The sequence below is a fragment of the Paenibacillus sp. J31P190 genome (genome assembly GCF_059692075.1).
Window position 1 is genome coordinate 1 of record NZ_JCAUAS010000012.1, and the last position, 19,946, is coordinate 19,946.

General features: G+C 45.6%; 23 protein-coding genes and 1 riboswitch. Of the genes, 21 read left to right on the top strand and 2 right to left on the bottom strand.

Features of this window, described 5'->3' with window-relative positions:
- The 3 genes from AC58U0_RS20625 to AC58U0_RS20635 form a co-directional block, all read left to right on the top strand.
- A partial coding sequence (locus AC58U0_RS20625) for a hypothetical protein (protein ID WP_497380867.1) occupies positions 1-310 on the top strand: 310 nt, incomplete at its 5' end.
- 602 nt (positions 311-912) lie between these two features.
- The gene (locus AC58U0_RS20630) at positions 913-1,095 is read left to right on the top strand and encodes a transposase family protein (protein WP_497380868.1); all 183 of its coding nucleotides are present in this window, start codon (positions 913-915) and stop codon (positions 1,093-1,095) included.
- A 14-nt stretch (positions 1,096-1,109) separates the two neighbouring features.
- The gene (locus tag AC58U0_RS20635; RefSeq protein ID WP_497380869.1) at positions 1,110-1,514 is read left to right on the top strand and encodes a hypothetical protein; all 405 of its coding nucleotides are present in this window, start codon (positions 1,110-1,112) and stop codon (positions 1,512-1,514) included.
- A 172-nt stretch (positions 1,515-1,686) separates the two neighbouring features.
- Here AC58U0_RS20635 and AC58U0_RS20640 read toward each other — a convergent pair whose 3' ends face one another.
- Positions 1,687-2,073, bottom strand: a complete 387-nt coding sequence (locus tag AC58U0_RS20640) for a cupredoxin domain-containing protein (RefSeq protein ID WP_497380870.1) — start codon at positions 2,071-2,073, stop codon at positions 1,687-1,689.
- A 182-nt stretch (positions 2,074-2,255) separates the two neighbouring features.
- Positions 2,256-2,624, bottom strand: a complete 369-nt coding sequence (locus tag AC58U0_RS20645; protein ID WP_060648038.1) for a phage holin family protein — start codon at positions 2,622-2,624, stop codon at positions 2,256-2,258.
- 246 nt (positions 2,625-2,870) lie between these two features.
- Between AC58U0_RS20645 and AC58U0_RS20650 the strand changes: the two genes are divergently transcribed.
- The 18 genes from AC58U0_RS20650 to cobS all read left to right on the top strand — a co-directional run bounded on the left by AC58U0_RS20650 (position 2,871) and on the right by cobS (position 19,649).
- Entirely contained in the window at positions 2,871-5,231 is a 2,361-nt protein-coding gene (locus tag AC58U0_RS20650; protein ID WP_497380871.1) for an endonuclease MutS2, read from the top strand.
- A gap of 143 nt (positions 5,232-5,374) precedes the next feature.
- Entirely contained in the window at positions 5,375-6,055 is a 681-nt protein-coding gene (locus AC58U0_RS20655; RefSeq protein WP_057304793.1) for a PspA/IM30 family protein, read from the top strand.
- 79 nt (positions 6,056-6,134) lie between these two features.
- Positions 6,135-6,554, top strand: coding sequence for a DUF350 domain-containing protein (locus tag AC58U0_RS20660; protein ID WP_057304794.1), 420 nt, complete (start codon positions 6,135-6,137; stop codon positions 6,552-6,554).
- A 138-nt stretch (positions 6,555-6,692) separates the two neighbouring features.
- A complete protein-coding gene (locus AC58U0_RS20665) occupies positions 6,693-7,193 on the top strand; it encodes a hypothetical protein (RefSeq protein WP_497380872.1) in 501 nt (166 codons plus the stop codon).
- A 118-nt stretch (positions 7,194-7,311) separates the two neighbouring features.
- On the top strand, positions 7,312-8,625 hold the full coding sequence (locus AC58U0_RS20670; RefSeq protein ID WP_497380873.1) for an MFS transporter: 1,314 nt from the start codon (positions 7,312-7,314) through the stop codon (positions 8,623-8,625).
- A gap of 82 nt (positions 8,626-8,707) precedes the next feature.
- On the top strand, positions 8,708-9,619 hold the full coding sequence (gene cysK / locus AC58U0_RS20675) for a cysteine synthase A (RefSeq protein WP_497381015.1): 912 nt from the start codon (positions 8,708-8,710) through the stop codon (positions 9,617-9,619).
- Positions 9,620-9,791: 172 nt separating this feature from the next.
- Positions 9,792-10,088: a hypothetical protein gene (locus AC58U0_RS20680; protein WP_497380874.1), complete on the top strand. Its 297-nt coding sequence runs from the start codon at positions 9,792-9,794 to the stop codon at positions 10,086-10,088.
- Positions 10,089-10,269: 181 nt separating this feature from the next.
- Entirely contained in the window at positions 10,270-10,761 is a 492-nt protein-coding gene (locus AC58U0_RS20685; RefSeq protein WP_047677420.1) for an Lrp/AsnC family transcriptional regulator, read from the top strand.
- A gap of 15 nt (positions 10,762-10,776) precedes the next feature.
- On the top strand, positions 10,777-11,982 hold the full coding sequence (locus tag AC58U0_RS20690) for an aminotransferase class I/II-fold pyridoxal phosphate-dependent enzyme (protein WP_497380875.1): 1,206 nt from the start codon (positions 10,777-10,779) through the stop codon (positions 11,980-11,982).
- Positions 11,983-12,050: 68 nt separating this feature from the next.
- Positions 12,051-12,317: an aspartyl-phosphate phosphatase Spo0E family protein gene (locus tag AC58U0_RS20695; protein ID WP_497380876.1), complete on the top strand. Its 267-nt coding sequence runs from the start codon at positions 12,051-12,053 to the stop codon at positions 12,315-12,317.
- Between the two features lie 61 nt (positions 12,318-12,378).
- Positions 12,379-12,906: a hypothetical protein gene (locus AC58U0_RS20700; protein ID WP_497380877.1), complete on the top strand. Its 528-nt coding sequence runs from the start codon at positions 12,379-12,381 to the stop codon at positions 12,904-12,906.
- Between the two features lie 32 nt (positions 12,907-12,938).
- Positions 12,939-13,091: riboswitch (cobalamin riboswitch) on the top strand.
- Positions 13,092-13,244: 153 nt separating this feature from the next.
- Positions 13,245-14,258 carry an ABC transporter substrate-binding protein gene (locus tag AC58U0_RS20705; RefSeq protein WP_497380878.1) on the top strand — a complete coding sequence of 338 codons (1,014 nt, stop codon included), beginning with the start codon at positions 13,245-13,247 and terminating at the stop codon, positions 14,256-14,258.
- A 1-nt stretch (position 14,259) separates the two neighbouring features.
- A complete protein-coding gene (locus tag AC58U0_RS20710) occupies positions 14,260-15,297 on the top strand; it encodes a FecCD family ABC transporter permease (RefSeq protein WP_497380879.1) in 1,038 nt (345 codons plus the stop codon).
- 5 nt (positions 15,298-15,302) lie between these two features.
- Complete coding sequence (locus AC58U0_RS20715; RefSeq protein WP_497380880.1) at positions 15,303-16,079, top strand: ABC transporter ATP-binding protein; 777 nt, start codon at positions 15,303-15,305, stop codon at positions 16,077-16,079.
- Between the two features lie 23 nt (positions 16,080-16,102).
- Complete coding sequence (gene cobT, locus AC58U0_RS20720) at positions 16,103-17,176, top strand: nicotinate-nucleotide--dimethylbenzimidazole phosphoribosyltransferase (RefSeq protein WP_497380881.1); 1,074 nt, start codon at positions 16,103-16,105, stop codon at positions 17,174-17,176.
- 67 nt (positions 17,177-17,243) lie between these two features.
- Positions 17,244-17,804 (top strand): bifunctional adenosylcobinamide kinase/adenosylcobinamide-phosphate guanylyltransferase, encoded by a 561-nt coding sequence (cobU, locus tag AC58U0_RS20725; RefSeq protein WP_497380882.1) that lies wholly within the window; start codon positions 17,244-17,246, stop codon positions 17,802-17,804.
- A gap of 31 nt (positions 17,805-17,835) precedes the next feature.
- Positions 17,836-18,825, top strand: coding sequence for an adenosylcobinamide-phosphate synthase CbiB (gene cbiB, locus AC58U0_RS20730; protein WP_497380883.1), 990 nt, complete (start codon positions 17,836-17,838; stop codon positions 18,823-18,825).
- On the top strand, positions 18,798-19,649 hold the full coding sequence (gene cobS, locus AC58U0_RS20735) for an adenosylcobinamide-GDP ribazoletransferase (RefSeq protein WP_497380884.1): 852 nt from the start codon (positions 18,798-18,800) through the stop codon (positions 19,647-19,649). Before cbiB ends, cobS begins: the two co-directional genes overlap by 28 nt.
- Positions 19,650-19,946 lie beyond the last annotated feature (297 nt).

Genomic DNA, 19,946 nt, shown 5'->3' on the forward strand with positions numbered 1-19,946 from the left:
ACACCAAAAATACACCGACAATGACAAGACACCACAATCACCACAACGACAACGACAACCCGGCAATAACACCAAAAACACACCGGCAATGACAACGACACCACAATCACCACAACCACAACGACAACCCGATAATAACACCAAAAACACACGGACAATGACAGTGACACAACCACAACCACAACGACAACGGCAACGACAACGACAACCCGGCAATAACACCAAAAATACACCGACAATGACAAGACACCACAATCACCACAACGACAACGACAACCCGGCAATAACACCAAAAACACACCGGCAATGACAACGACACCACAATCACCCCAACCACAACGACAACCCGATAATAACACCAAAAACACATCGACAATGACAGCGACACCACAATCACCACAACGATAACGACACCACAATCACCCCAACCACAACGACAACCCGATAATAACACCAAAATCACACCAACAATGACTGCGGCACCACAACCTCAACCAAATTAACAACCGCAACCCGCAACCCCAACCGTAACCCCAACCCCAACCAATATCTTTAGCGAGCATCGCAAGCATTACTCCATAAATGAGGCATCGAACAGATAACTTCTAAATTTACGCTTTCTGTGGTATCTACAATTATCAAAAAAACATTGCCGAAGCCTTAAAATATTCTTGTCCCCTGACGGAGATGAGAGCGGTATTACGGCTTGCAAAAGTTCCAAAAAGATAACTTCAAATTATTGATATTGATTAGTCGATAGTTGATTTTATACATTGTAGATACTACAGAAAATGAATATTCATTGATATTAATATCAGAAGCATAAACTACTTTACATGCAAACAAATGTTCTGTATAATACAAATATAGGGAATTATCCAGGACGGTATTATAATTGAGAGGGGTCACTTCATGGATACATATTTATTTGAATCGTTGGATGACACTTTCAAGACGGAGGAAGATTGTGTAAGATTTTTGACGAAAAGACGGTGGGCGGGTGGGTTTTGTTGCCCGAGTTGTGGTTATCATTTATTTTATATAATTAAGACTCTTTATTGGAGTGTAAAGAATGCCGTACGCAAATTTCATTAACGGCTGGGACGGTTATGCATAAATCTAAGCTTTCCTTGATGCTTTGGTTCAAAGCTATACGAGCATTGATCCAAGATGATGAAACTTATTCAATTGCAGCGTTTGCGAGCTTGCTTGGAGTAAATTATCGAACTGCTAAGTTGATGCTGGAGAAGCTGCAACTAGCTTTATATAAGCAATACTCACGCATGGGTTCAGGTACGGGCAGAATTCGCAAACAAAAAGTAGAGTCCAACCAAAATACAAGAAAGCATGCAATTTTTAACTCTCGAAAGATCAACGCCAACTTCTGTACGTATATGTTCACAAATTCCAAGAACATAAAGTATGTTGAGGATGTTTTGTTTAGAAAGTGGATGGATGCTTTCTTATCCGTTTATTTGTACCCTGTCTATTTAAGGTATTGTCAAGTTCTTTAACGTAAGTAACGTTGTTGTCACCTATAAAAAGCATGAATGAACCTGCTTCAATGAGTACGCGGTGAAAGTTTGAAGTGAAATCAGAGGAAATTCTACATCATTATCCAAATATAAAAAAGCCTTACCGCATTATTGCCGCGATAAGGTCTTATGAATAGCTGATTAACTTAAATTATTCAACAATCAAAGTTGTTTTCATATTAGCGTGACCGCTGCCGCACATGATGGAACAGTTAATTGGGAAAGAACCCGCTTTATCTGGCGTAAAGGTAACTGTTTTGTTGCTGTTATCGAGGTTTATTTTGAATTCTTTAATGGATGCACCATGAACGCCTTGAGAATTTTCAAGCGTAATTGTAACGGGCTCACCTTTTTTGACCCGATATTCGGATTGGTCAAATTTGAAATTAGTGGCTTTCAATAAAACTTGCTGGCCTGCAGCTTGTGTAGTAGCGGCGGGAGATGTAGAGGATTGTGCTGATTTTGTATCTTTGTTTCCACATGCGGCTATCGCAATGACTAGGACTATTCCCATAAAAAGAACGAGTAATTTCTTCATGTATATCCCTCCGAAATTGTATTGGTTTCCCTCATCATTGTACACGACCTCTTCAAAAAAAACAGTGACAAACTCGTGAAAGAAATGGTTAAAAGAAAAGATCGGTCCGGCGAGTGAATACGCGGCAGACCGATCTTTTTTTGGCTTTAGCATGGATATCAGTTATCGAAACGGATAGGTTTTTATCGACGATCTTCTCTTCCTGTGATCCCTTGTTCAAAGGGAGTTTTCACAGGGATGAATAGGTCGATGATTCCAATGACTAAAGCAGCTAAAATGGCACCTATTAAGCTCGTAGATACATTACTCACTACAAACTGGGCGGCCCAAATGACAAGAGCACTCACCAGAAAGCCTACGATTCCCCTGCCAAAGGGAGTGATTTGTTTGCCGAAGATCCCTTCAATGATCCAAGCAGCAACAGCAATGACCAGAGCTAGAAAAAATGCGCTCCAGAAACCGCCGACTTTAAACCCTGGAACTAACCAGCTGACAAACATTAAAACCAAAGCAGAAACAATAAACCTTACCAGATGTCCGAGAAGATGCATCTCGTGAACCTCCTTCTTTTTGTGATGAGAATAAGTTCTCATGACAAGAAGTGATTTTTTGCAAACAATGCTTGGTGTGTCTAAGTCTTACAAATTCCTTTTGGCAGGTGGATAGGTGCACAGCTTAGTGTATCCAAATGGGGGGAATATTATGGTAGGCAGCATCTTCCATATAACGATTGTCTCCGTAGCTAATCAGGCTTGTTTTGGTTTATAATATAGGGTAGAGAAATGAGGTTGGGATAGTTGAATAAGAAAATAATTAAAACATTAGATTATCAGAAGATTTTACATAAACTAGCTCATCATGCGTCTACGTCGCTTGGTAAGGATGCCGTGGAAAAGCTTGAACCTAAGGGTGATTTTGAACTCGTCAAGCTTCGGCTTCAAGCAACTGATGAGGCTGTTAATGTAGAGCGATTGAAGGGGAATGCCCCCTTTGGTGGGATTCGTGATATTAGATCTTCCTTGCACAGGGTTAGAATTGGCGGGATGTTAAATCCTATGGAACTTCTCGATATTTCGACGACGATGTTCGGCACTCGCAGGTTGAAGCGATTTGTTCTTGCGGTTCATGAAGAATACGCGATTCCGATGCTCAAAGGGCAGGTTGAATTACTCACAGAAAATAAGCCATTAGAAGATAAGATTAATAGCTGTATTGATGAGAACGCTATTGTTGTTGACGGTGCGAGCCCTGAACTGGGACGTGTGCGAAGCGAACTACGCACAGGTGAAGCAAGGGTCCGCGAGAGGTTAGAGCAAATGCTTCGCAATTCATCTGTTCAGAAAATGTTGCAGGACGTATTGATCACTATTCGGAATGACCGTTTTGTAATCCCGGTTAAATCGGAATATCGATCCAGCTTTGGCGGGATGATTCATGATCAGTCAGCTTCGGGTGCGACGCTATATATTGAGCCAGATGCTATTGTTCAATTAAATAACAAAATTCGTGAATTAAAGTTTAAGGAAGAAGTTGAGATTGAGAAAATTTTACGAGCACTGACTGAGCTCGTTGCTGAACAAGTGGAGTTGCTTGTGCTGGATGTGGATCAGTTGGCTGAGCTTGATTTTATTTTTGCTAAAGCTGGTCTAGCTAGGGAACTGAAAGCTACAATGCCTAGATTAAATGATCGAGGCTTCATTAAAATAAAGCGAGGAAGGCATCCCCTTATCGCGGCAGATTCCGTTGTGCCGCTTGATTTGGAGTTGGGCAATGATTTCTCACAAATCATTGTAACTGGGCCTAATACAGGAGGTAAAACTGTCTCCCTCAAAACAGTGGGACTCCTTAGTTTAATGGCGATGTCAGGGCTTTTCGTACCTGCTGAGGAAGGCAGTCAGTTATGTGTGTTCGACGCGATTTATGCGGATATTGGTGATGAGCAGAGCATCGAGCAGAATTTAAGTACTTTTTCGAGTCATATGACGAATATCATAAGCATTTTAAGAGATATGACACCAAAGAGTTTGGTTTTGCTTGATGAACTTGGAGCGGGTACCGATCCTGCTGAGGGTTCGGCTTTAGCGATTTCCATTTTGGATTATATTCATCAAATCGGTTGCCGAATCATTGCAACGACGCACTATTCGGAGTTAAAGGCTTATGCCTATCAAAAGCAAGGCACCATTAACGCAAGTATGGAATTTGATATCCAAACACTAAGTCCGACTTACCGCTTACTTGTAGGTGTTCCTGGTCGAAGTAATGCGTTTGCCATTGCAGAGCGTCTGGGCTTATCTAAGCGCATTATTGAGCATGCACGTACGCAGGTGGGCGAGGAGGATAAGCGCGTCGAATCAATGATCGCGTCGCTTGAGGAGAATCGCCTGATCGCGGAAGCTGAGCGCCAAAGCGCTGAGAGGATGCGACGAGAGGCGGAAGAGATGCGCCTAACGTTAGAGGCTCAGCAGGCCAAGTTCGATGAGCAGCGCGATAAGCTGCTCGAGAAGGCCGAGCGCGACGCGCGTGAGGCTGTCGCCAAGGCGCGCCGCGAGGCGGATGAAATCATCACCGAGCTGCGGCGCATGGCGCAGGAGGAAGCCGGTGGAGTCAAGGATCACCGGTTGGTAGAAGCGAAGCGCCGCCTCGATCAGGCGGCGCCGGAACTGCGCGAGAAGCAGGTTCGCGCGGCGAAGAAGCGGCCTGAGAGAATCGAGGCCGGGGATGAAGTGCGTGTTGTGACCCTGGGTCAGAAGGGTCACGTCGTAGAGATTGTTAGTGCCACAGAAGCAACGGTGCAGTTGGGAATTATGAAAATGAAGGTCGAGTTGTCAAATCTCGAGAAGATCGGCAGCACGGCTCAGAAAAAGCCAGCTCATCAGGTAGCTACAACCGTTAAAAGAACACGAGATGATAACATCCGGATGGAACTGGATATGCGCGGTCTCAACATGGAGGACGCCCTGATAGAGGCTGATCGATTCCTGGATGAATCTTTCTTGGGCAACCTGGGGCAAGTTTACTTAATTCATGGTAAAGGAACAGGCGTGCTGCGTACTGGCATGCAGGAATACTTGCGCCGTCATAAGCATGTGAAGAGTTACCGAATGGGGAATTACAACGAAGGCGGAGCAGGAGTTACAATCGTCGAATTGAAATAACTTTTAATTTTTTTCATCTTTTTGAAACTCATTCTTTGGGACTGCGTATGTAATATGTGTAAGCACCGGTGATTAAAAAAATAAGCATTCGTAATACCCAAATTTTAAAATACATGTTTTTAAACCTTAGGAGGAATTCAAAAATGGGAATTTTTAAAAGACTTCGTGATATGACAATGGCTTCGGTAAATGACTTGCTGGACAAAGCAGAAGATCCTATTAAGATGTTAAATCAGTTTCTGCGTGACATGGAAGAAGATATCATGGAGGCTGAGGCTGCAGTAGCTAAGCAGATCGCAATTGAGAAGAAATTCAAGCTTCAGTTTGAGGAATCCGAAGAGATGGTCACTAAGCGTACTGAGCAAGCTATGAAAGCTCTTGAATCAGGTAATGAAGACCTGGCTCGCCGCGCTTTGGAAGACAAGAAAGAGCACCAAGGACGTTACGATGAATTGAAACGCCAATATGATCTTGCGAAAACGAATGCTGATCAACTTCGCAGCCAATTGACGGAAATGAAAGACGAGTTCAACAAAATGAAAAACAAGAAGGATTTGTTGATTGCTCGTGCTGAAACAGCGAAAGCTCAAAAACAAATCAATCAAGCGATGTCTGGTTTTGGTACGGACAATGCAGCTAAAGGTTTTGACCGTATGAGCGAGAAAGTACTTCAAATGGAAGCTGAAGCGCAAGCAAGCGGTGAAATCCGTGCTAAAAACCGCAGCTTAGATGATGAGCTTGACAAACTGGGCGGAAGCAGCAGCGGAATTGATGACGAATTAGCAGCTATGAGAGCAAAGCTTGCTGAAAAAAAACAATCCTAATGCTATACTAATAGTACCTGCGAGAGACTGAGTCAAACTCAGTCTCTTCTATCTTTCGCGAAGGAAGGCAGGAGACGATATGAACGAAGAGGTGGATGTATTGCTAAGTAACCCGTATTTATCGACGCTTGCCTTTTTTGCAGTTGCTGTAATCGCGCTTGTTGTATTTCTAACGATTTTTGAAATGGTCACCAAATATGATGACTGGGCTGAGATCAAAAAAGGCAACTTATCTGTAGCAATGGCTACAGGTGGGAAGATTTTTGGGATTTGTAATCTGTTCCGATTCGCTATCCTAAACAATGACACGATGATTCATTCCCTCATCTGGGCAGGGTACGGATTCTTGCTTTTGCTGGCTGCCTACTTCATTTTTGAATTCTTGACGCCTTATTTCAAAATCGATGAAGAAATCAAAAAAGATAACCGCGCTGTAGGTTTCTTGTCTTTGACGCTATCTGTCTCCCTTTCCTATGTGGTCGGAGCTTGTGTAACTTAGAATCATACATAATCTTGGAGGCATGAACAATGAAATACCTGTGGGGCACTTTGTTTGCCATTGCATTTGTATTTATGGCGGCAGGGGTTTATTATTTATTGAAATATGCATGAATGCATTAGGTTGGAGGATTACGTAATGAGTAGCAATGAAGAAATAGTTTGTCCATGGTGCCAAACAGAGATCGTTTGGGATCCGGAAATTGGACCTGAGGACGAATGTCCACACTGTTTTAATGAACTGAAAGATTATAGGAGCATAGATTTAAAGGTGAAACAAACAGGTCAACCGCTTCGCTTTGATGAACAAGAATATGCTGATACGGATGAAGATTTGTCATTAGCTTGGGATGATTCGGATGAACCTCTCGATAAATACGGAGAAAAAGTTCAACACATTACTGACGAACAAGAAGAGGCTCCAGAGTGCTCAAGCTGTCATGAACTGTTGTTGTTTGCAGGTACTGAGGTCACGAGTGGCTCCTCTTTCACTCCTGTCATTCCCAAAACGTTAGGAAGTGCTTTCCTAACAGGTCCCTTTACTTCGAATGTCTTTGTATGTCCGTCTTGCTTTAAGGTGGAGAAAATCTTATCGGATACAGATCGACTGCTCATGGTTGAACGTATCAAATCGGAGTAGCGGTGGAACCGAGTCCTATATGGATTCGGTTTTTTTATATGCCCAGCCTCATATTTTCACTCGATTGGGGAAGCTTAACAAGAGCTATTTCGATCAGTGGGGAAAGGTGAGGAGGAGTATGCAAAAGGATCAGAGTAAGCCGTTTGTTCAAAAAGGTAGGGCAAAGGATGGCAGTAAAGCTAATTATTTTGAAGACCGTGGAAGTGGAGCCGTCGAAATTAAGGGTTCGCAGAAGAAAGGTCGGCTAGATGCCCAGGCGATTCTTTTACTGATTGTTCACTCGTTATTTGGCAGTGCAAATGCTCTGTCGGGAACTTTCGTTGGTGTGTATTTGTGGAAGGCCAAAAATGACTACGCTTTAATCGGTTGGTTTACGTTAACAACGCATTTAACAATGGCGCTTACCTTTTGGTTGGCTGGGAAATGGGTGAAGGAACACAATAAAATGAACTGCTTACGGCTCGGGGTAGCATTTTCAGCGGGCTTTTATATGCTGGTATTGTGGCTTGGAGCAAGCAGCTTTCACTATTTTGTCTGGTTAGGGATGGTACAGGGGATTTCAGCTGGCTTATTCTGGGTTGCTTTTAATGTTGTTTATTTTGAAGTGACGGACCCCGATAATCGAGATCGGTTCAATGGTTGGGTAGGGCTATTGGGTTCTGGCGCAGGAATAATCGCACCATGGATCTCAGGTTTACTAATTGTGAGTCTGGGAGATGGGGCTGGGTATCGGTTAATTTTTTCCATTTCGTTAGGTATCTATTTGTTAGGCGTGATTATCAGTTTCTTTTTGAAAAAACGGAAAGTGCAAGGTACCTACGAATGGTTGTTTCCCTTTCGTTGTCTAAGGCAAGCTGAAACCCCTTGGAAGCGTGTATGCCTAGCTTTGGTATTTCAAGGAGTTCGAGAGGGTGTCTTTGGTTTCATGATTGGACTTCTCGTCTACATATCCACATCAAGTGAAGCGAGCTTAGGGAGTTTTGTACTGATTACTTCTGCGGTATCATTAGTGAGTTTCTGGGCGGCGGGACGATTTATTAAGCCGCGTTTTCGCAAGATCAGTATGTTGATTGGCGCTGCTATGATCGTAGCCGTTATTATTCCTTTTTTCTGGAAAATGGGGTATAGCACTTTACTTATTTTCGGCATAGGAGCTTCGCTCTTTTTTCCGATGTATTCAGTGCCTATGGTGTCGGCTGTATTCGATCTAATTGGTTCAAATGAAGCCAGCGCTAAGCAGCGGGAGGAGTATGTTGTTCTTCGTGAGCTTTCACTCAATGTGGGGCGTGTTTGCGGTGTGCTCCTATTCATTTGTGTCATTTCGTGGAGCACGGCCCCGCTTGTAATAAACGTACTGTTATTAATCATTGGCAGTTCATCTCTAGTCAGCTGGTACTTTATGAAGAAGCAGTTAACGGTAATTAGAACTTGACATCTTTCGCGGTTCCCGATAAAAATGTGGGTATAGATTGTTTTATTGGGAAGAGGTGGGGTAACCCTTGACACATAAAAAAATGGTGAATAGCATCACAGACCTGATAGGTGATACACCGGCCGTGCGGATTAACCGGTTGGTAGGTTCGAATGATGCGGAGCTCTACGTGAAGCTTGAATATTTCAATCCAAGCGGCAGTGTAAAAGACCGCGCTGCGTTCAATTTAATCGAGCAGGCGGAGAAAGACGGGCTGCTTCGTCCTGGCGCTACGATTATCGAGCCGACGAGCGGTAATACTGGCATTGGACTTGCCATGAATGCGGCAGCCAGAGGCTACAAGGCCATTCTGATCATGCCGGACAACATGACCAAAGAACGGATTAATTTGCTCAAGGCCTATGGCGCAGAGGTCGTACTCACTCCCGCCGCGCTGCGGATGCCGGGAGCGATTGAGAAAGCGAAGGAGCTGCGCGATCAGATACCTGGCAGCTATATCCCACAACAGTTCGAGAATCCGGCGAATCCAAGCATTCATCGGACGACAACGGCTCCGGAAATTCTGGAGCAAATGGACGGGCGTCTGGATGCATTCGTAGCAACATCAGGCACGGGAGGAACGATTACTGGAACAGGCGAGGTGCTCCGGGAAAAGCTGCCGGATATCCAGATCTACGTGGTAGAGCCGAAGGGTTCACCGGTTCTTTCTGGAGGAAACCCTGGACCGCATAAACTTGTTGGAACGAGTCCAGGGTTCGTACCCGCAATTCTGAATACCAGCATATACGATCAGATCGTGCAGGTGACTGATGATGATGCAATCCGAACCATGAAAGATCTGGCCAGCAAGGAAGGCATTCTAGTAGGACCTTCGGCCGGAGCCTCGGTGTGGACAGGTATGCAGATAGCCCGTAAGCTTGGAGCGGGCAAGAGAGTGCTCTGCATTGCACCGGATACGGGCGAAAGATATTTGAGTATGGACATTTTTGATTAAATTCATGAATAAGTTTAATAAATATAAAGCGGCCCACCGGATCCAAAGGATTCGGATGGGCCGTTCTTCATTATTTTTTAACAAAAAAGATAACAAAAGATCATTGAATAAAAATTCATAATTGAGTATAATTATAAGTATGAGATGGTTTGGGATGAAAGGTGGAAATACAGTGAAATTAGCCTATATTAATGCGCTTCCTGAAGAAGGTCAATTCCAGGAATTTATACAGACATATACAGAAGAATGCATAACATTTGGAGCTCAAGCCATTGTGAATTGGAACGATTTTCAATCGGAGCATGTTATTTCGGTTTATGATGAGAATAAACTTGTCGGAATCGGTTGTATGGCGGGAGAATGTCATGTCCATGTGCGTCCTACGTATGAGCATCGTGAAATTGAAACCATGATGAACAAATTGTTGCAAGCCGAATCGAAGGTTAGTTTGGCTCACGGCCAATCCTGATGATTACTTGTAGGAGGGGGCTATTCGGAGATCCGGGTGGCCTTTTTCCTATTTGTGGGTGGAAAATTCGGTTATACAAAAATATTCCGCTCTAAAACAAGCTCAGTAATTGAATTAGGACAGCAATTCATTGTAAGATTGAAGGATGAACGAATCAGATTTCAGGAAGGTAGGTTTAACCATGGATGCTTTGAAGCTAAAAATTCTCGAACTACTGAAGGAAGATGCCCGCAGGAGTGCGGACTTGATCGCCACTATGCTAGGAACGGCGGAGGCCGAGGTGGCGCGAGCGATAAGCGAGATGGAAGCGGATAAGGTCATCGTCAAATATGCGACAGTAGTGAACTGGAGTAAAGTGGATGACGAAAAGGTTACCGCCCTAATTGAAGTGCAAATTACGCCGGAACGCGGGCACGGGTTTGATGCTATCGCGGAACGGATCTATTTATATCCAGAAGTCAAATCGGTTTATCTTATGTCTGGCGCTTATGATTTACTTGTAGAAATTGAGGGCAGTTCCCTCAAACAAGTTGCTTCTTTCGTGTCCAACAAGCTTTCGCCGATTGATCGTGTACTTTCAACAAAGACGAATTTTATATTAAAAAAATACAAACAAGACGGCATTATATTCGAGGATCAGGAAGATGATCACCGAATGCTCGTTTCGCCGTAAAGAAGAGGGAACGCCATGATCAAAGATGAGATAACGATCCAGCAGAATAAGGTAAAATCGATGAAGGACTACCTCGCTCCTGCCGTACGTGAAATGAAGCCTTCAGGTATTCGGAAGTTTTTTGATTTGGTGAGTAACAGCAAGGAAGATATTATTTCGCTTGGTGTAGGGGAACCGGATTTCTCAACGCCTTGGCATGTCCGCGAAGCAGCTGTGCATTCCTTGGAACGCGGTAGAACGAAATACACGCCAAACTCAGGTATACCTGAGCTTCGTGAAGCGATTGCCGATTATCTTCATACGTCCTTTAAAGTGAAATATGAGCCATCGAATGAAGTCCTTGTTACGGTTGGCGGCAGTGAAGCGATTGACTTAGCTCTCCGAGCTTTGATAACGCCGGGCGACGAGATTCTTATACCTGAGCCTTGTTATATTTCGTATTCCCCAATTACGAGCATAAGCGGCGGCGTAGCTGTTGGGATTGAGACCTTCGCGAAGGACCAGTTCAAGCTGACTGAAAAAGCACTTCGCGACGCGATTACGCCACGCTCCAAAATATTAATTCTCTGCTATCCTAGCAATCCAACAGGCGGTATTATGACGTATGAGGATTGGCTTCCGATTGCTAAAGTCATTGAAGAGAACGATCTTATTGTCATTTCCGATGAAATATATGCGGAGCTGACTTATGGTCAGAAGCACGTGAGCTTCGCGGCTATTCCTGGCATGAAAGACCGGACAATTTTGGTTAGCGGGTTCTCCAAAGCTTTTGCCATGACAGGCTGGCGGATGGGATATGCTTGCGGTCACCAGGAGCTGATTTCGGCGATGACCAAAATTCATCAATATACCGTAATGTGCGCACCGGTCATGGGTCAAGTTGCTGCTCACGAGGCGTTGACGAATGGCATGGAAGAAAAAGATCGGATGATCGAGTCCTATAACCAGCGCAGACGTCTAATTGTAAAAGGATTCCGAGATATTGGTCTCGAATGCCATGAGCCTCAAGGCGCTTTCTATGCATTTCCAAGTATTGTTGCAACAGGATTAACTTCAGAAGAGTTTGCTCAGCGGCTATTATTTGAGTCAAAGGTTGCTGCCGTGCCTGGAGATGTGTTTGGTTTAGGTGGAGAAGGCTTCTTACGTTGTTCGTATGCCTATAGTGTTTCTCAACTAAATGAAGCATTAGAGAGAATTGGGAATTTTATGAGGAAATTGTAAAGAATAACGTAAATAAATATGTTCATTATTGATGAAAACTGGTATTCTTATAGTAAGGAGGGATGAGCATGGCTTTTTTGGAATATCAACTATCAACCTATCAAAAACATTTTCAAATTCGTGAACAAGATTTCGGACAACGTTGGTTGACCAAGCGTGCGAAGAAGCAAAACTCCCTTACCTTATTAGAAGAAGAGATTCATTCTCTGCGACGCAAGTTAGAACAAATGGTTTTTGATGGGAAAGAAATGACATCTGATTCCGTTGTTGAATTGAGCACAATCCTAGACCAAAAAATAAATGAATATATGCATAATGGGAAAAAAAGTCGGTGAAAACCGACTTTTCTCGCGACTATCGATAGATTCAGATAACAAACGGAGGTACGCTCACAACATGAAAGTGAAATGGCTGTTGGTTATGATGGTGGGGCTTATGGTAATGCTTACGGGTTGCGGCGGGCCAAAGCCGGATGTATCTATATTTATTATGGGTTCTAATGGTTTTCCAAGTGAAGCGGGGGACAAGCTGGAGAGTGGTTTGAAATCCAAGGTGGGCGAGGTTCCTACAGTCAAAGTCAATACATCGCCTATATTCTCTCTGGAAAAAATGATTGTGGAATTGGCCGCAGGAGGCAACGGCATCTTCATTCTTGCCGAAGACCAATTCAAATCACTAAGTAATCAAGCTGGTTTCGTTTCTTTGGATGATACGATCAAACCGGAAGATTATCCGGATGGCGTTATTCAAATAGCTGAAGAGGGCAAGCCTGCTGAAAAGCATCTATATGGTATTCCGCTTGCAGGAAACAAATGGATGAAAGAGCAAGGTTTTGAAGGGAAAGGCTTGGTGGCTTTCATTCCTCAAAATGCTCCGAAGCTGAATGAGTCGAAGCAAGTGCTCAAAGTAATTGCACAAAAGTAACAAGAAGTCTATAATCGACAAATAGATTGATAGTAAAATATGCAGCCATAGGTGCTGGTAAGCTCATTATGAAGAGGTTGCCACTTAAAAGGGAAGCCGGTTGAAGTCCGGCGCGGTCCCGCCACTGTAATCCAGGCATGAGTTGCCAGGAGAGTCAGGATACCTGCCCATGGTGCCGTTTACGACATCCTTCGAGGAAAAGGATCGCGTTAAATCAGGAAGCAATCCCAGGGTTGCTGAGCGCCGCGATTTATCGTCCCCTTTGTTCCTTCGAGAACAAAGGGGCTTTTTTGTTAGGGTCAATCGACATAAATTGTTTAGAGAGAGGGTTTTACAAGATGAAAAGGAATTCAGTAAAAAAAGCATTTATTCTTACAGTAGCTTTAGTAACAGCAATCAGTCTCGCAGCTTGCGGTAAAAAGGAAACGGAGATCTCTAATCCGTCTAAGCTTGGCGGAGAGGGGACGAAAGCTCCTGCTGCAACGACGTCACCATCAACAGCAGCCAAAAAGACGGTTTATCCATTGAAAATAAAGGATGCTACGGGCAAGGAGTTTACATTTGATAAAGCGCCTGAGCGTATTGCATCCGTGTCCCCGGCGGAAACTGAAGCTCTTTTTGCGATTGGGCTTGAGGCTAATATTGTTGGTGTATCTGATTATGATGATTATCCAGAAGCGGCTAAAACAAAACCAAAGCTTGGCAGCATAACAAAACCTAACCAAGAAGCAGTGATCGCATCTAACGCAAATGTTGTGTTTACTGGGGTTTCAATGAAATCCGATACGGTAGAAAATCTGCGTGCTTTGAATATTAACGTGTTTAAAGTGGAGCCGAAAACCTTGGATGATGCCATTGCTAACATTCAAACCTACGGATTGATTACAGATCATCAGGAGCAAGCGGAAAAAGTGGTTGCTAAGATGAAAGCGGACCGTCAAAAGGTTGTCAATGCGGTGAAAGACGTCAAGCAAGAGAACAAGAAAAAGGTATACATTGAATTTGCCCCGGGATGGACAGTGGGCAGTGGCGAATACATGGATGAATTGATCAAGCTTGCTGGCGGGATTAACGTTGCAGGTGACGGTAAAGGCTGGTATCAAATAAGTGAAGAGAAAATTATTCAACAAAACCCAAGTGTGATTCTGTTTGCCAATGGGGTAGTCGATAGTAAGAGCAAGAAACCACTAGATGAAATTATCCGTACACGGAGCGGTTGGGATGCGATTGATGCTGTGAAGAACAAGCAGGTGATTGGCCTCGACCAGAACATGCTCAGTCGTCCCGGTCCAAGAATGACCGATGGACTGCTTGAAATGGCGAAAGGCATTTATCCCGAACTGGTGAAATAAAATGAAAAGAAAATTAATGCTATGGGGAGGAGTAGGGGTTATACTCCTTCTTCTTTCTATTGTGGCGAGCTTGTCGCTGGGCACCGCTAATCTACCTGTACTGCAAATCGCCAGTATTCTCGCCAAGCATATCCCTTGGCTGGGAGATCATATCCATGCCACTTGGCCGCAATCGTCGGAACAAATCATCAATAAAGTACGATTTCCCCGTGTATTACTAGGGATTCTTGTAGGGGCCTCACTCTCAATCGCAGGAGCAGCTTTTCAAGGTGTGCTGCGCAATCCGCTTGCGGATCCTTATGCACTCGGTGTATCCTCGGGGGCTTCTGTAGGAGCCGCATTTTTAATCTATTTTGGACTGGAAGTGGCGTGGTTTGGGCAATGGTCGATCCCTATTGTTGCCTTCGTAACGGGACTTATTTCTTTATTTCTGGTTCTAAAGCTGGCCCAGATCGAAGGGAAGCTGAAGATGGAGACGCTTATTTTATCAGGCGTGGTCATGCAGGCATTTCTAGGGGCAATCGTATCATTCATGGTTTCTATTTCTAAACAAGTCATTAATGAAATTATTTTTTGGCTAATGGGCAGCTTGGCCATGCGCGGTTGGTCGTACACATATATTATTGCACCCTATTTAATTATCGGTTTTGTCGTGCTCCTTAGCTATGCAAGGTCGTTAAATTTACTAGCTTTGGGTGAGCGACAGGCGTCACATCTCGGTGTTAATGTAGAGCGTACGAAGCTGATTGTACTTATTGTAGCTACATTCCTTACTGCCGCTGCGGTATCCGTTGCAGGTGTAATCGGCTTTGTCGGGCTCATCGTGCCGCATTTAGTGCGACTATTAGTAGGTCCGGATTATCGGTTGATTATTCCATTGTCCGCAATTGGTGGCGGCATTTATGTCCTCTGGGCAGATACTCTTGCCCGAACCCTGCTGAGTCCAACCGAAATTCCACTTGGGGTCATCACGGCATTTCTGGGTGCGCCATTTTTTGCTTATTTGCTCCACAAGGATAAGAAAACGTTAAGAGGTTGATCAAGATGATTAAAGTGGAGCACCTTTCCCAAAGCTTTCGGGAACAACAAGTGCTGGAGAACATCAGCTTTGAGATCAAGCAAGGTGAATTTTTTGGCATTATTGGGCCAAACGGTAGCGGTAAGTCAACGCTACTCCGTCTAATATCAGGGATTGATCCTGTTAAAAACGGAAGTGTTGACCTCGATGGCCGATTAGTATCTTCTTACTCACGGAAAGAGCTGGCTAGATGGCTTGCTGTCCTCCAGCAGGATGCTTTGCCTCCAGTAGGCTTTACGGTCCGTGAAGTGGTGGAAATGGGCAGATATCCTTTTCAGAATTGGCTTGGTGAGGAGTCGGCTGATGCGGAAGGTTTAATTGATGGGATTGTTCGGAAGCTGCACTTAGAACCGCTGATTGATCGAACAATCGAGCGCCTCAGCGGCGGTGAACGGCAGCGTGTCGCGCTTGCTAAAGTGATGGCGCAGCAGCCAAGGCTGCTTGTGCTGGATGAACCAACTACGTTCCTGGATATCGGATATCAAGTACAGATGATGGACTACATTAAGGAATGGCAGAGAGAATCCGAGTTGACGGTTGTGGCTGTCCTGCATGACTTGAATTTGGCTGCGCAGTACTGCACGCGATTAATGGTTGTACATAATGGCGAGCTTGCAGCGATAGGAACACCTGATGAAATCATTACCAGCAGATTAATCAGCGAAGTTTATGGAACTGAACCGATTGTCCTGCAGCACCCTGTTAACGATGCGCCGCAAATTTTATTACAGCCAGGAAAATAGTTGAGCTATCGGAGGACACAGTCATGGAAAAGTTGCAAGCGATTATAGATAGCATTAAGCCTGTTCATCAAGATGTGGTGAACCAAGCGAATGAGCATTTGAATCAATTGACGAAACCGCAAGGAAGTCTAGGGAAACTGGAAGATATTGCGCGTCAGGTTGCCGGAATTACGGGCGAAATGATGCCGGTTTTTGATAAAAAAGCGGTCATCGTAATGGCCGGAGATCACGGCGTATGTGAAGAAGGGATTAGTGCATATCCAGCGGAAGTAACGCCTCAAATGGTACTTAATTTCCTATATGGAGGAGCTGCTGTCAACGTTCTTGCCAGACACGCCGGTGCTGAAGTTATCTGTGTCGATATGGGGGTTAATGCTGATCTGGAGCATCCTAATCTCGTCGCTCGTAAAGTAAGAAAAGGGACACGTAATATGGCGCGTGAAGCGGCATTAACGTTGGATGAGACTGTGCAGGCCATACAAGCTGGTGTGGAAGTTGTAGATGAGTTGGTGGAAAAGGGCTATCGACTCTTTGCTATGGGAGAGATGGGGATTGGCAATACAACGGCCAGCGCAGCGATTCTGTGCGCTTTGACGGGCTTGGATGCCAGCATTGCTGTTGGCCGTGGAACGGGCATTGATGATGAAAGATGGCTCCATAAGCAATCGGTTGTGAATAAGGCGCTGGATGTGAATGAGCTTCGTGTAGGTGAGGTGAATAGATCAAGCGATGAGTATGCGTTCGATGTGTTGATGAAGGTCGGGGGACTAGAGATCGCCGGACTTGTTGGCGTGATTCTGGGCGCAGCGAAGAATCGCTGTCCGGTGGTGGTCGACGGCTTCATCTCGTCGGCAGCTGCACTTGTGGCGAGCCGAATAGCACCGCTAAGCGCGTCCTATATGCTCGCCTCGCACTTATCGCAGGAGCAGGGACATGCGAAGCTGCTCGAAGCGGTGGGCCTCGCAGCGATGCTGCAGATGGATATGCGCCTGGGCGAAGGAACGGGCGCGGTGCTTGCCTTTAACTTGATCGATGCCGCAGGCAAGATCATGAAGGAAATGGCGACATTCGAGAGCGCAGGCGTGTCGCGGGGTTAGCCTTTTGGCGATAGGCCGGTAAAAGGAAAGCTTACGCAGGAAGCATCGATAAGGAGGCGAAGGCGCCATGGCACTTTTGGTTACGGGCGGCGCGCGCAGCGGCAAGAGTTCTTTCGCGGAGAAGCTCGCCATGCATGGCAGCGAACGAGGGATTTATATCGCGACTTCCCACATCTATGATGAGGAAATGAAGGAGCGGGTTGAGCTGCATCAGCAGATGAGGCTTGCCTCGGGGTATCCATGGGATACCCGAGAGGAGCCTTTCCAGCTGCGGGAGCTGCTGCTCCGTATGCAGGAGAGCGGGGAGGATGCTGTGGTCTTGGTTGACTGTTTGACACTCTGGCTGTCCAACTGGTTGCTCCATCATGAGGGAGAAGCAGATGCTTCTGTTCGAGTTATGAAACGCATTGACGAGCTCGTAGAAGCAGTGTCTTCCTACCGTGGACACCTCATCTTGGTTACGAATGAAGTAGGCGACGGCATTGTGCCGGAATATCCGCTTGGCCGCAGTTTTCGAGACCTGGCAGGACGGATGAATCAACGCTTAGCTGAGGTATGTGAGCAGGTATTCCTTGTCACGGTCGGCATACCCATGGAGCTAAAAAGCAGAGCTTATCGACTGGAATAAATAAGTCTTTAGGCATGAAACGGTGATCAATATGTGGATATATTCATGGCAGGAAATCGTTAGTATGACAGCTGCTGCCATTGCGCTGGACTGGCTGATTGGTGATCCGAAGTGGCCGACACACCCGGTTATTCTCATAGGACGCTTCATTCGCTGGGTAGAAGGCAAGTTACACAAAGGAAACGAGACGTCAGTTACATCGTCTGGATGGCTGCGGACTAAGGGTGTGCTGCTTACTGTTTCTACGGTAGTGCTTAGCTTTAGCGTGATGCTGCTGCTCGTTCTTGCTGCTCGCTCGATCCATGAGTGGCTCGGATACTTGGTCTCTACGTGGTTCATTTCCACAACGATAGCTATAAAAGGATTAAAGGATGCCGCTTATCTAGTTTACAATCCGCTGCGTACAGGGAATCTCGCAGATGCTCGGAAGTACACGGGCTACATCGTAGGCCGCGATACGGATGAGCTCGGCGAGGAAGAACTGACGCGCGCGGTCGTGGAGACCGTGGCGGAGAATATTGTGGACGCGGTCATCGCGCCCTTGTTCTATGCGCTGATCGGCGGAGCACCGCTCGCGATGCTGTACCGGGCATCGAATACACTGGATTCGATGGTCGGCTACCGAAATGACAGATACCGTCATTTCGGCTGGGCGTCGGCCCGCTGGGACGACGTTATGAACTGGATCCCGGCTCGGCTGACCGGCCTCCTGTTAATCCTCGTCGCCCTGCTGCAGCCGGGCCTCTCGGCGAAGCGCGCAGCGGCAGCGATTCGCCGCTTCGCGCACCTGCACCCCAGCCCGAATAGCGGAATTCCGGAGTCGGCGGTAGCCGGGGCACTCGGAATTGAGCTTGGCGGGCTGAACGTCTACGGCGGCGCTGCGAGTGAGCGTGCCCGCCTGGGCTGGCCGCTGCGTCTGCGGACGCAGCAGGATATTGTCTACGCCGTGAGGATGCTTTACGGCGTCAGCTTTGTAGTGATGGGAGGATTGCTGTGCATACTACTCGTATTGTTTTACTAGATTGGCTGCGTGCTTGCATAGCAGCCTTTCAGTTTTTAACCCGTTTGCCGATTCCCGTGCAAATTGACTATACAGACCGAGTGTTCCGAAGAAGCGTGATATTCTATCCGCTAGCAGGATTCGTCATCGGTCTTCTTTTACTCCTTGCAGGCGAGGGGTTAAGCCTCGTCCTGCCTGCGATGCCCGCAGCCGTTCTGCTGCTGGGGTTTTGGGTTGTTTTAACAGGGGGCCTGCACTTAGACGGGCTAATGGATACCGCTGATGGTATTCTTAGTCACAGACCCCGTGAACAAATGCTAGAAATCATGAAAGACAGTCGCGTAGGCGCCATGGGTGTTATCGTTTGTGTTCTCCATCTGCTCCTCAAATTTTCGCTTCTTTATACCTTGCTGGGTACTGGTGGAATGGGCGGTGTGTACTTCTTACTTGCTATTGTTCCTATCTGGAGTCGTTGGTTTATGGTTGCAGCAATTCAAGGTTGGCCCTACGCCCGGCGAGACTCAGGATTAGGGAGTTTTTTTCGCGGAGTTACCAAATGGCATGTGACCCTTTCTGGATTAGTAGCCCTCTTTGCCACTACTCTTTTAGTCACTATATTTTCCACATGGCTAGCTGAGAATAGCGTTATATCTTTTTCCATCGTCAATGGTTTAACTCTCATTTTTAGCTTTGCTATAGGCACAATTTTAACAGGTTATCTTTTGGCCACGTATATAAGCCGTAAATTAGGCGGTTTAACCGGAGATACATATGGTGCCTTGAATGAACTCCTCGAGACATTACTTTTGTTGGGCATTACCATTTTCGCAGCCTCCCACATGTAGGTTTGTAACATCCCGAACAAGGGATATGCCTTTGGGATTGGGATTGAAGAATAGGCTCGATAGGTTGAGTCCCTATGAGCCCGTGTATATGAAATCAATAAGGCTGAACATCTCCAATGGAGATTTTAGGGTGACGGATTTCGATTATTGACTCGATCAGCGGCTTTGTGAGGGTAGATGGCTATTGTAGCTACCAATGTTGTAATTTCTACAACAATTCACACTTCTGAAGGCTATTTTGCATGTTGAAGTTGCAGTTTGTACAACATTTCGAACTCATTTATTACGAAATTGTCT

Bases quoted from the DNA above. Each gene is read 5' to 3' on its own strand.
- AC58U0_RS20710 (WP_497380879.1), top strand. From the start codon at position 14,260: ATGAAAAGAAAATTAATGCTATGGGGAGGAGTAGGGGTTATACTCCTT.
- AC58U0_RS20715 (WP_497380880.1), top strand. From the start codon at position 15,303: ATGATTAAAGTGGAGCACCTTTCCCAAAGCTTTCGGGAACAACAAGTG.
- AC58U0_RS20655 (WP_057304793.1), top strand. From the start codon at position 5,375: ATGGGAATTTTTAAAAGACTTCGTGATATGACAATGGCTTCGGTAAAT.
- AC58U0_RS20685 (WP_047677420.1), top strand. From the start codon at position 10,270: ATGGATGCTTTGAAGCTAAAAATTCTCGAACTACTGAAGGAAGATGCC.
- AC58U0_RS20665 (WP_497380872.1), top strand. From the start codon at position 6,693: ATGAGTAGCAATGAAGAAATAGTTTGTCCATGGTGCCAAACAGAGATC.
- cysK (WP_497381015.1), top strand. From the start codon at position 8,708: ATGGTGAATAGCATCACAGACCTGATAGGTGATACACCGGCCGTGCGG.
- AC58U0_RS20705 (WP_497380878.1), top strand. From the start codon at position 13,245: ATGAAAAGGAATTCAGTAAAAAAAGCATTTATTCTTACAGTAGCTTTA.
- AC58U0_RS20695 (WP_497380876.1), top strand. From the start codon at position 12,051: ATGGCTTTTTTGGAATATCAACTATCAACCTATCAAAAACATTTTCAA.
- AC58U0_RS20670 (WP_497380873.1), top strand. From the start codon at position 7,312: ATGCAAAAGGATCAGAGTAAGCCGTTTGTTCAAAAAGGTAGGGCAAAG.
- AC58U0_RS20630 (WP_497380868.1), top strand. From the start codon at position 913: ATGGATACATATTTATTTGAATCGTTGGATGACACTTTCAAGACGGAG.
- AC58U0_RS20645 (WP_060648038.1), bottom strand. From the start codon at position 2,624: ATGCATCTTCTCGGACATCTGGTAAGGTTTATTGTTTCTGCTTTGGTT.
- AC58U0_RS20690 (WP_497380875.1), top strand. From the start codon at position 10,777: ATGATCAAAGATGAGATAACGATCCAGCAGAATAAGGTAAAATCGATG.
- AC58U0_RS20660 (WP_057304794.1), top strand. From the start codon at position 6,135: ATGAACGAAGAGGTGGATGTATTGCTAAGTAACCCGTATTTATCGACG.
- cobU (WP_497380882.1), top strand. From the start codon at position 17,244: ATGGCACTTTTGGTTACGGGCGGCGCGCGCAGCGGCAAGAGTTCTTTC.
- cobT (WP_497380881.1), top strand. From the start codon at position 16,103: ATGGAAAAGTTGCAAGCGATTATAGATAGCATTAAGCCTGTTCATCAA.
- AC58U0_RS20700 (WP_497380877.1), top strand. From the start codon at position 12,379: ATGAAAGTGAAATGGCTGTTGGTTATGATGGTGGGGCTTATGGTAATG.
- cbiB (WP_497380883.1), top strand. From the start codon at position 17,836: ATGTGGATATATTCATGGCAGGAAATCGTTAGTATGACAGCTGCTGCC.
- AC58U0_RS20635 (WP_497380869.1), top strand. From the start codon at position 1,110: ATGCATAAATCTAAGCTTTCCTTGATGCTTTGGTTCAAAGCTATACGA.
- AC58U0_RS20640 (WP_497380870.1), bottom strand. From the start codon at position 2,073: ATGAAGAAATTACTCGTTCTTTTTATGGGAATAGTCCTAGTCATTGCG.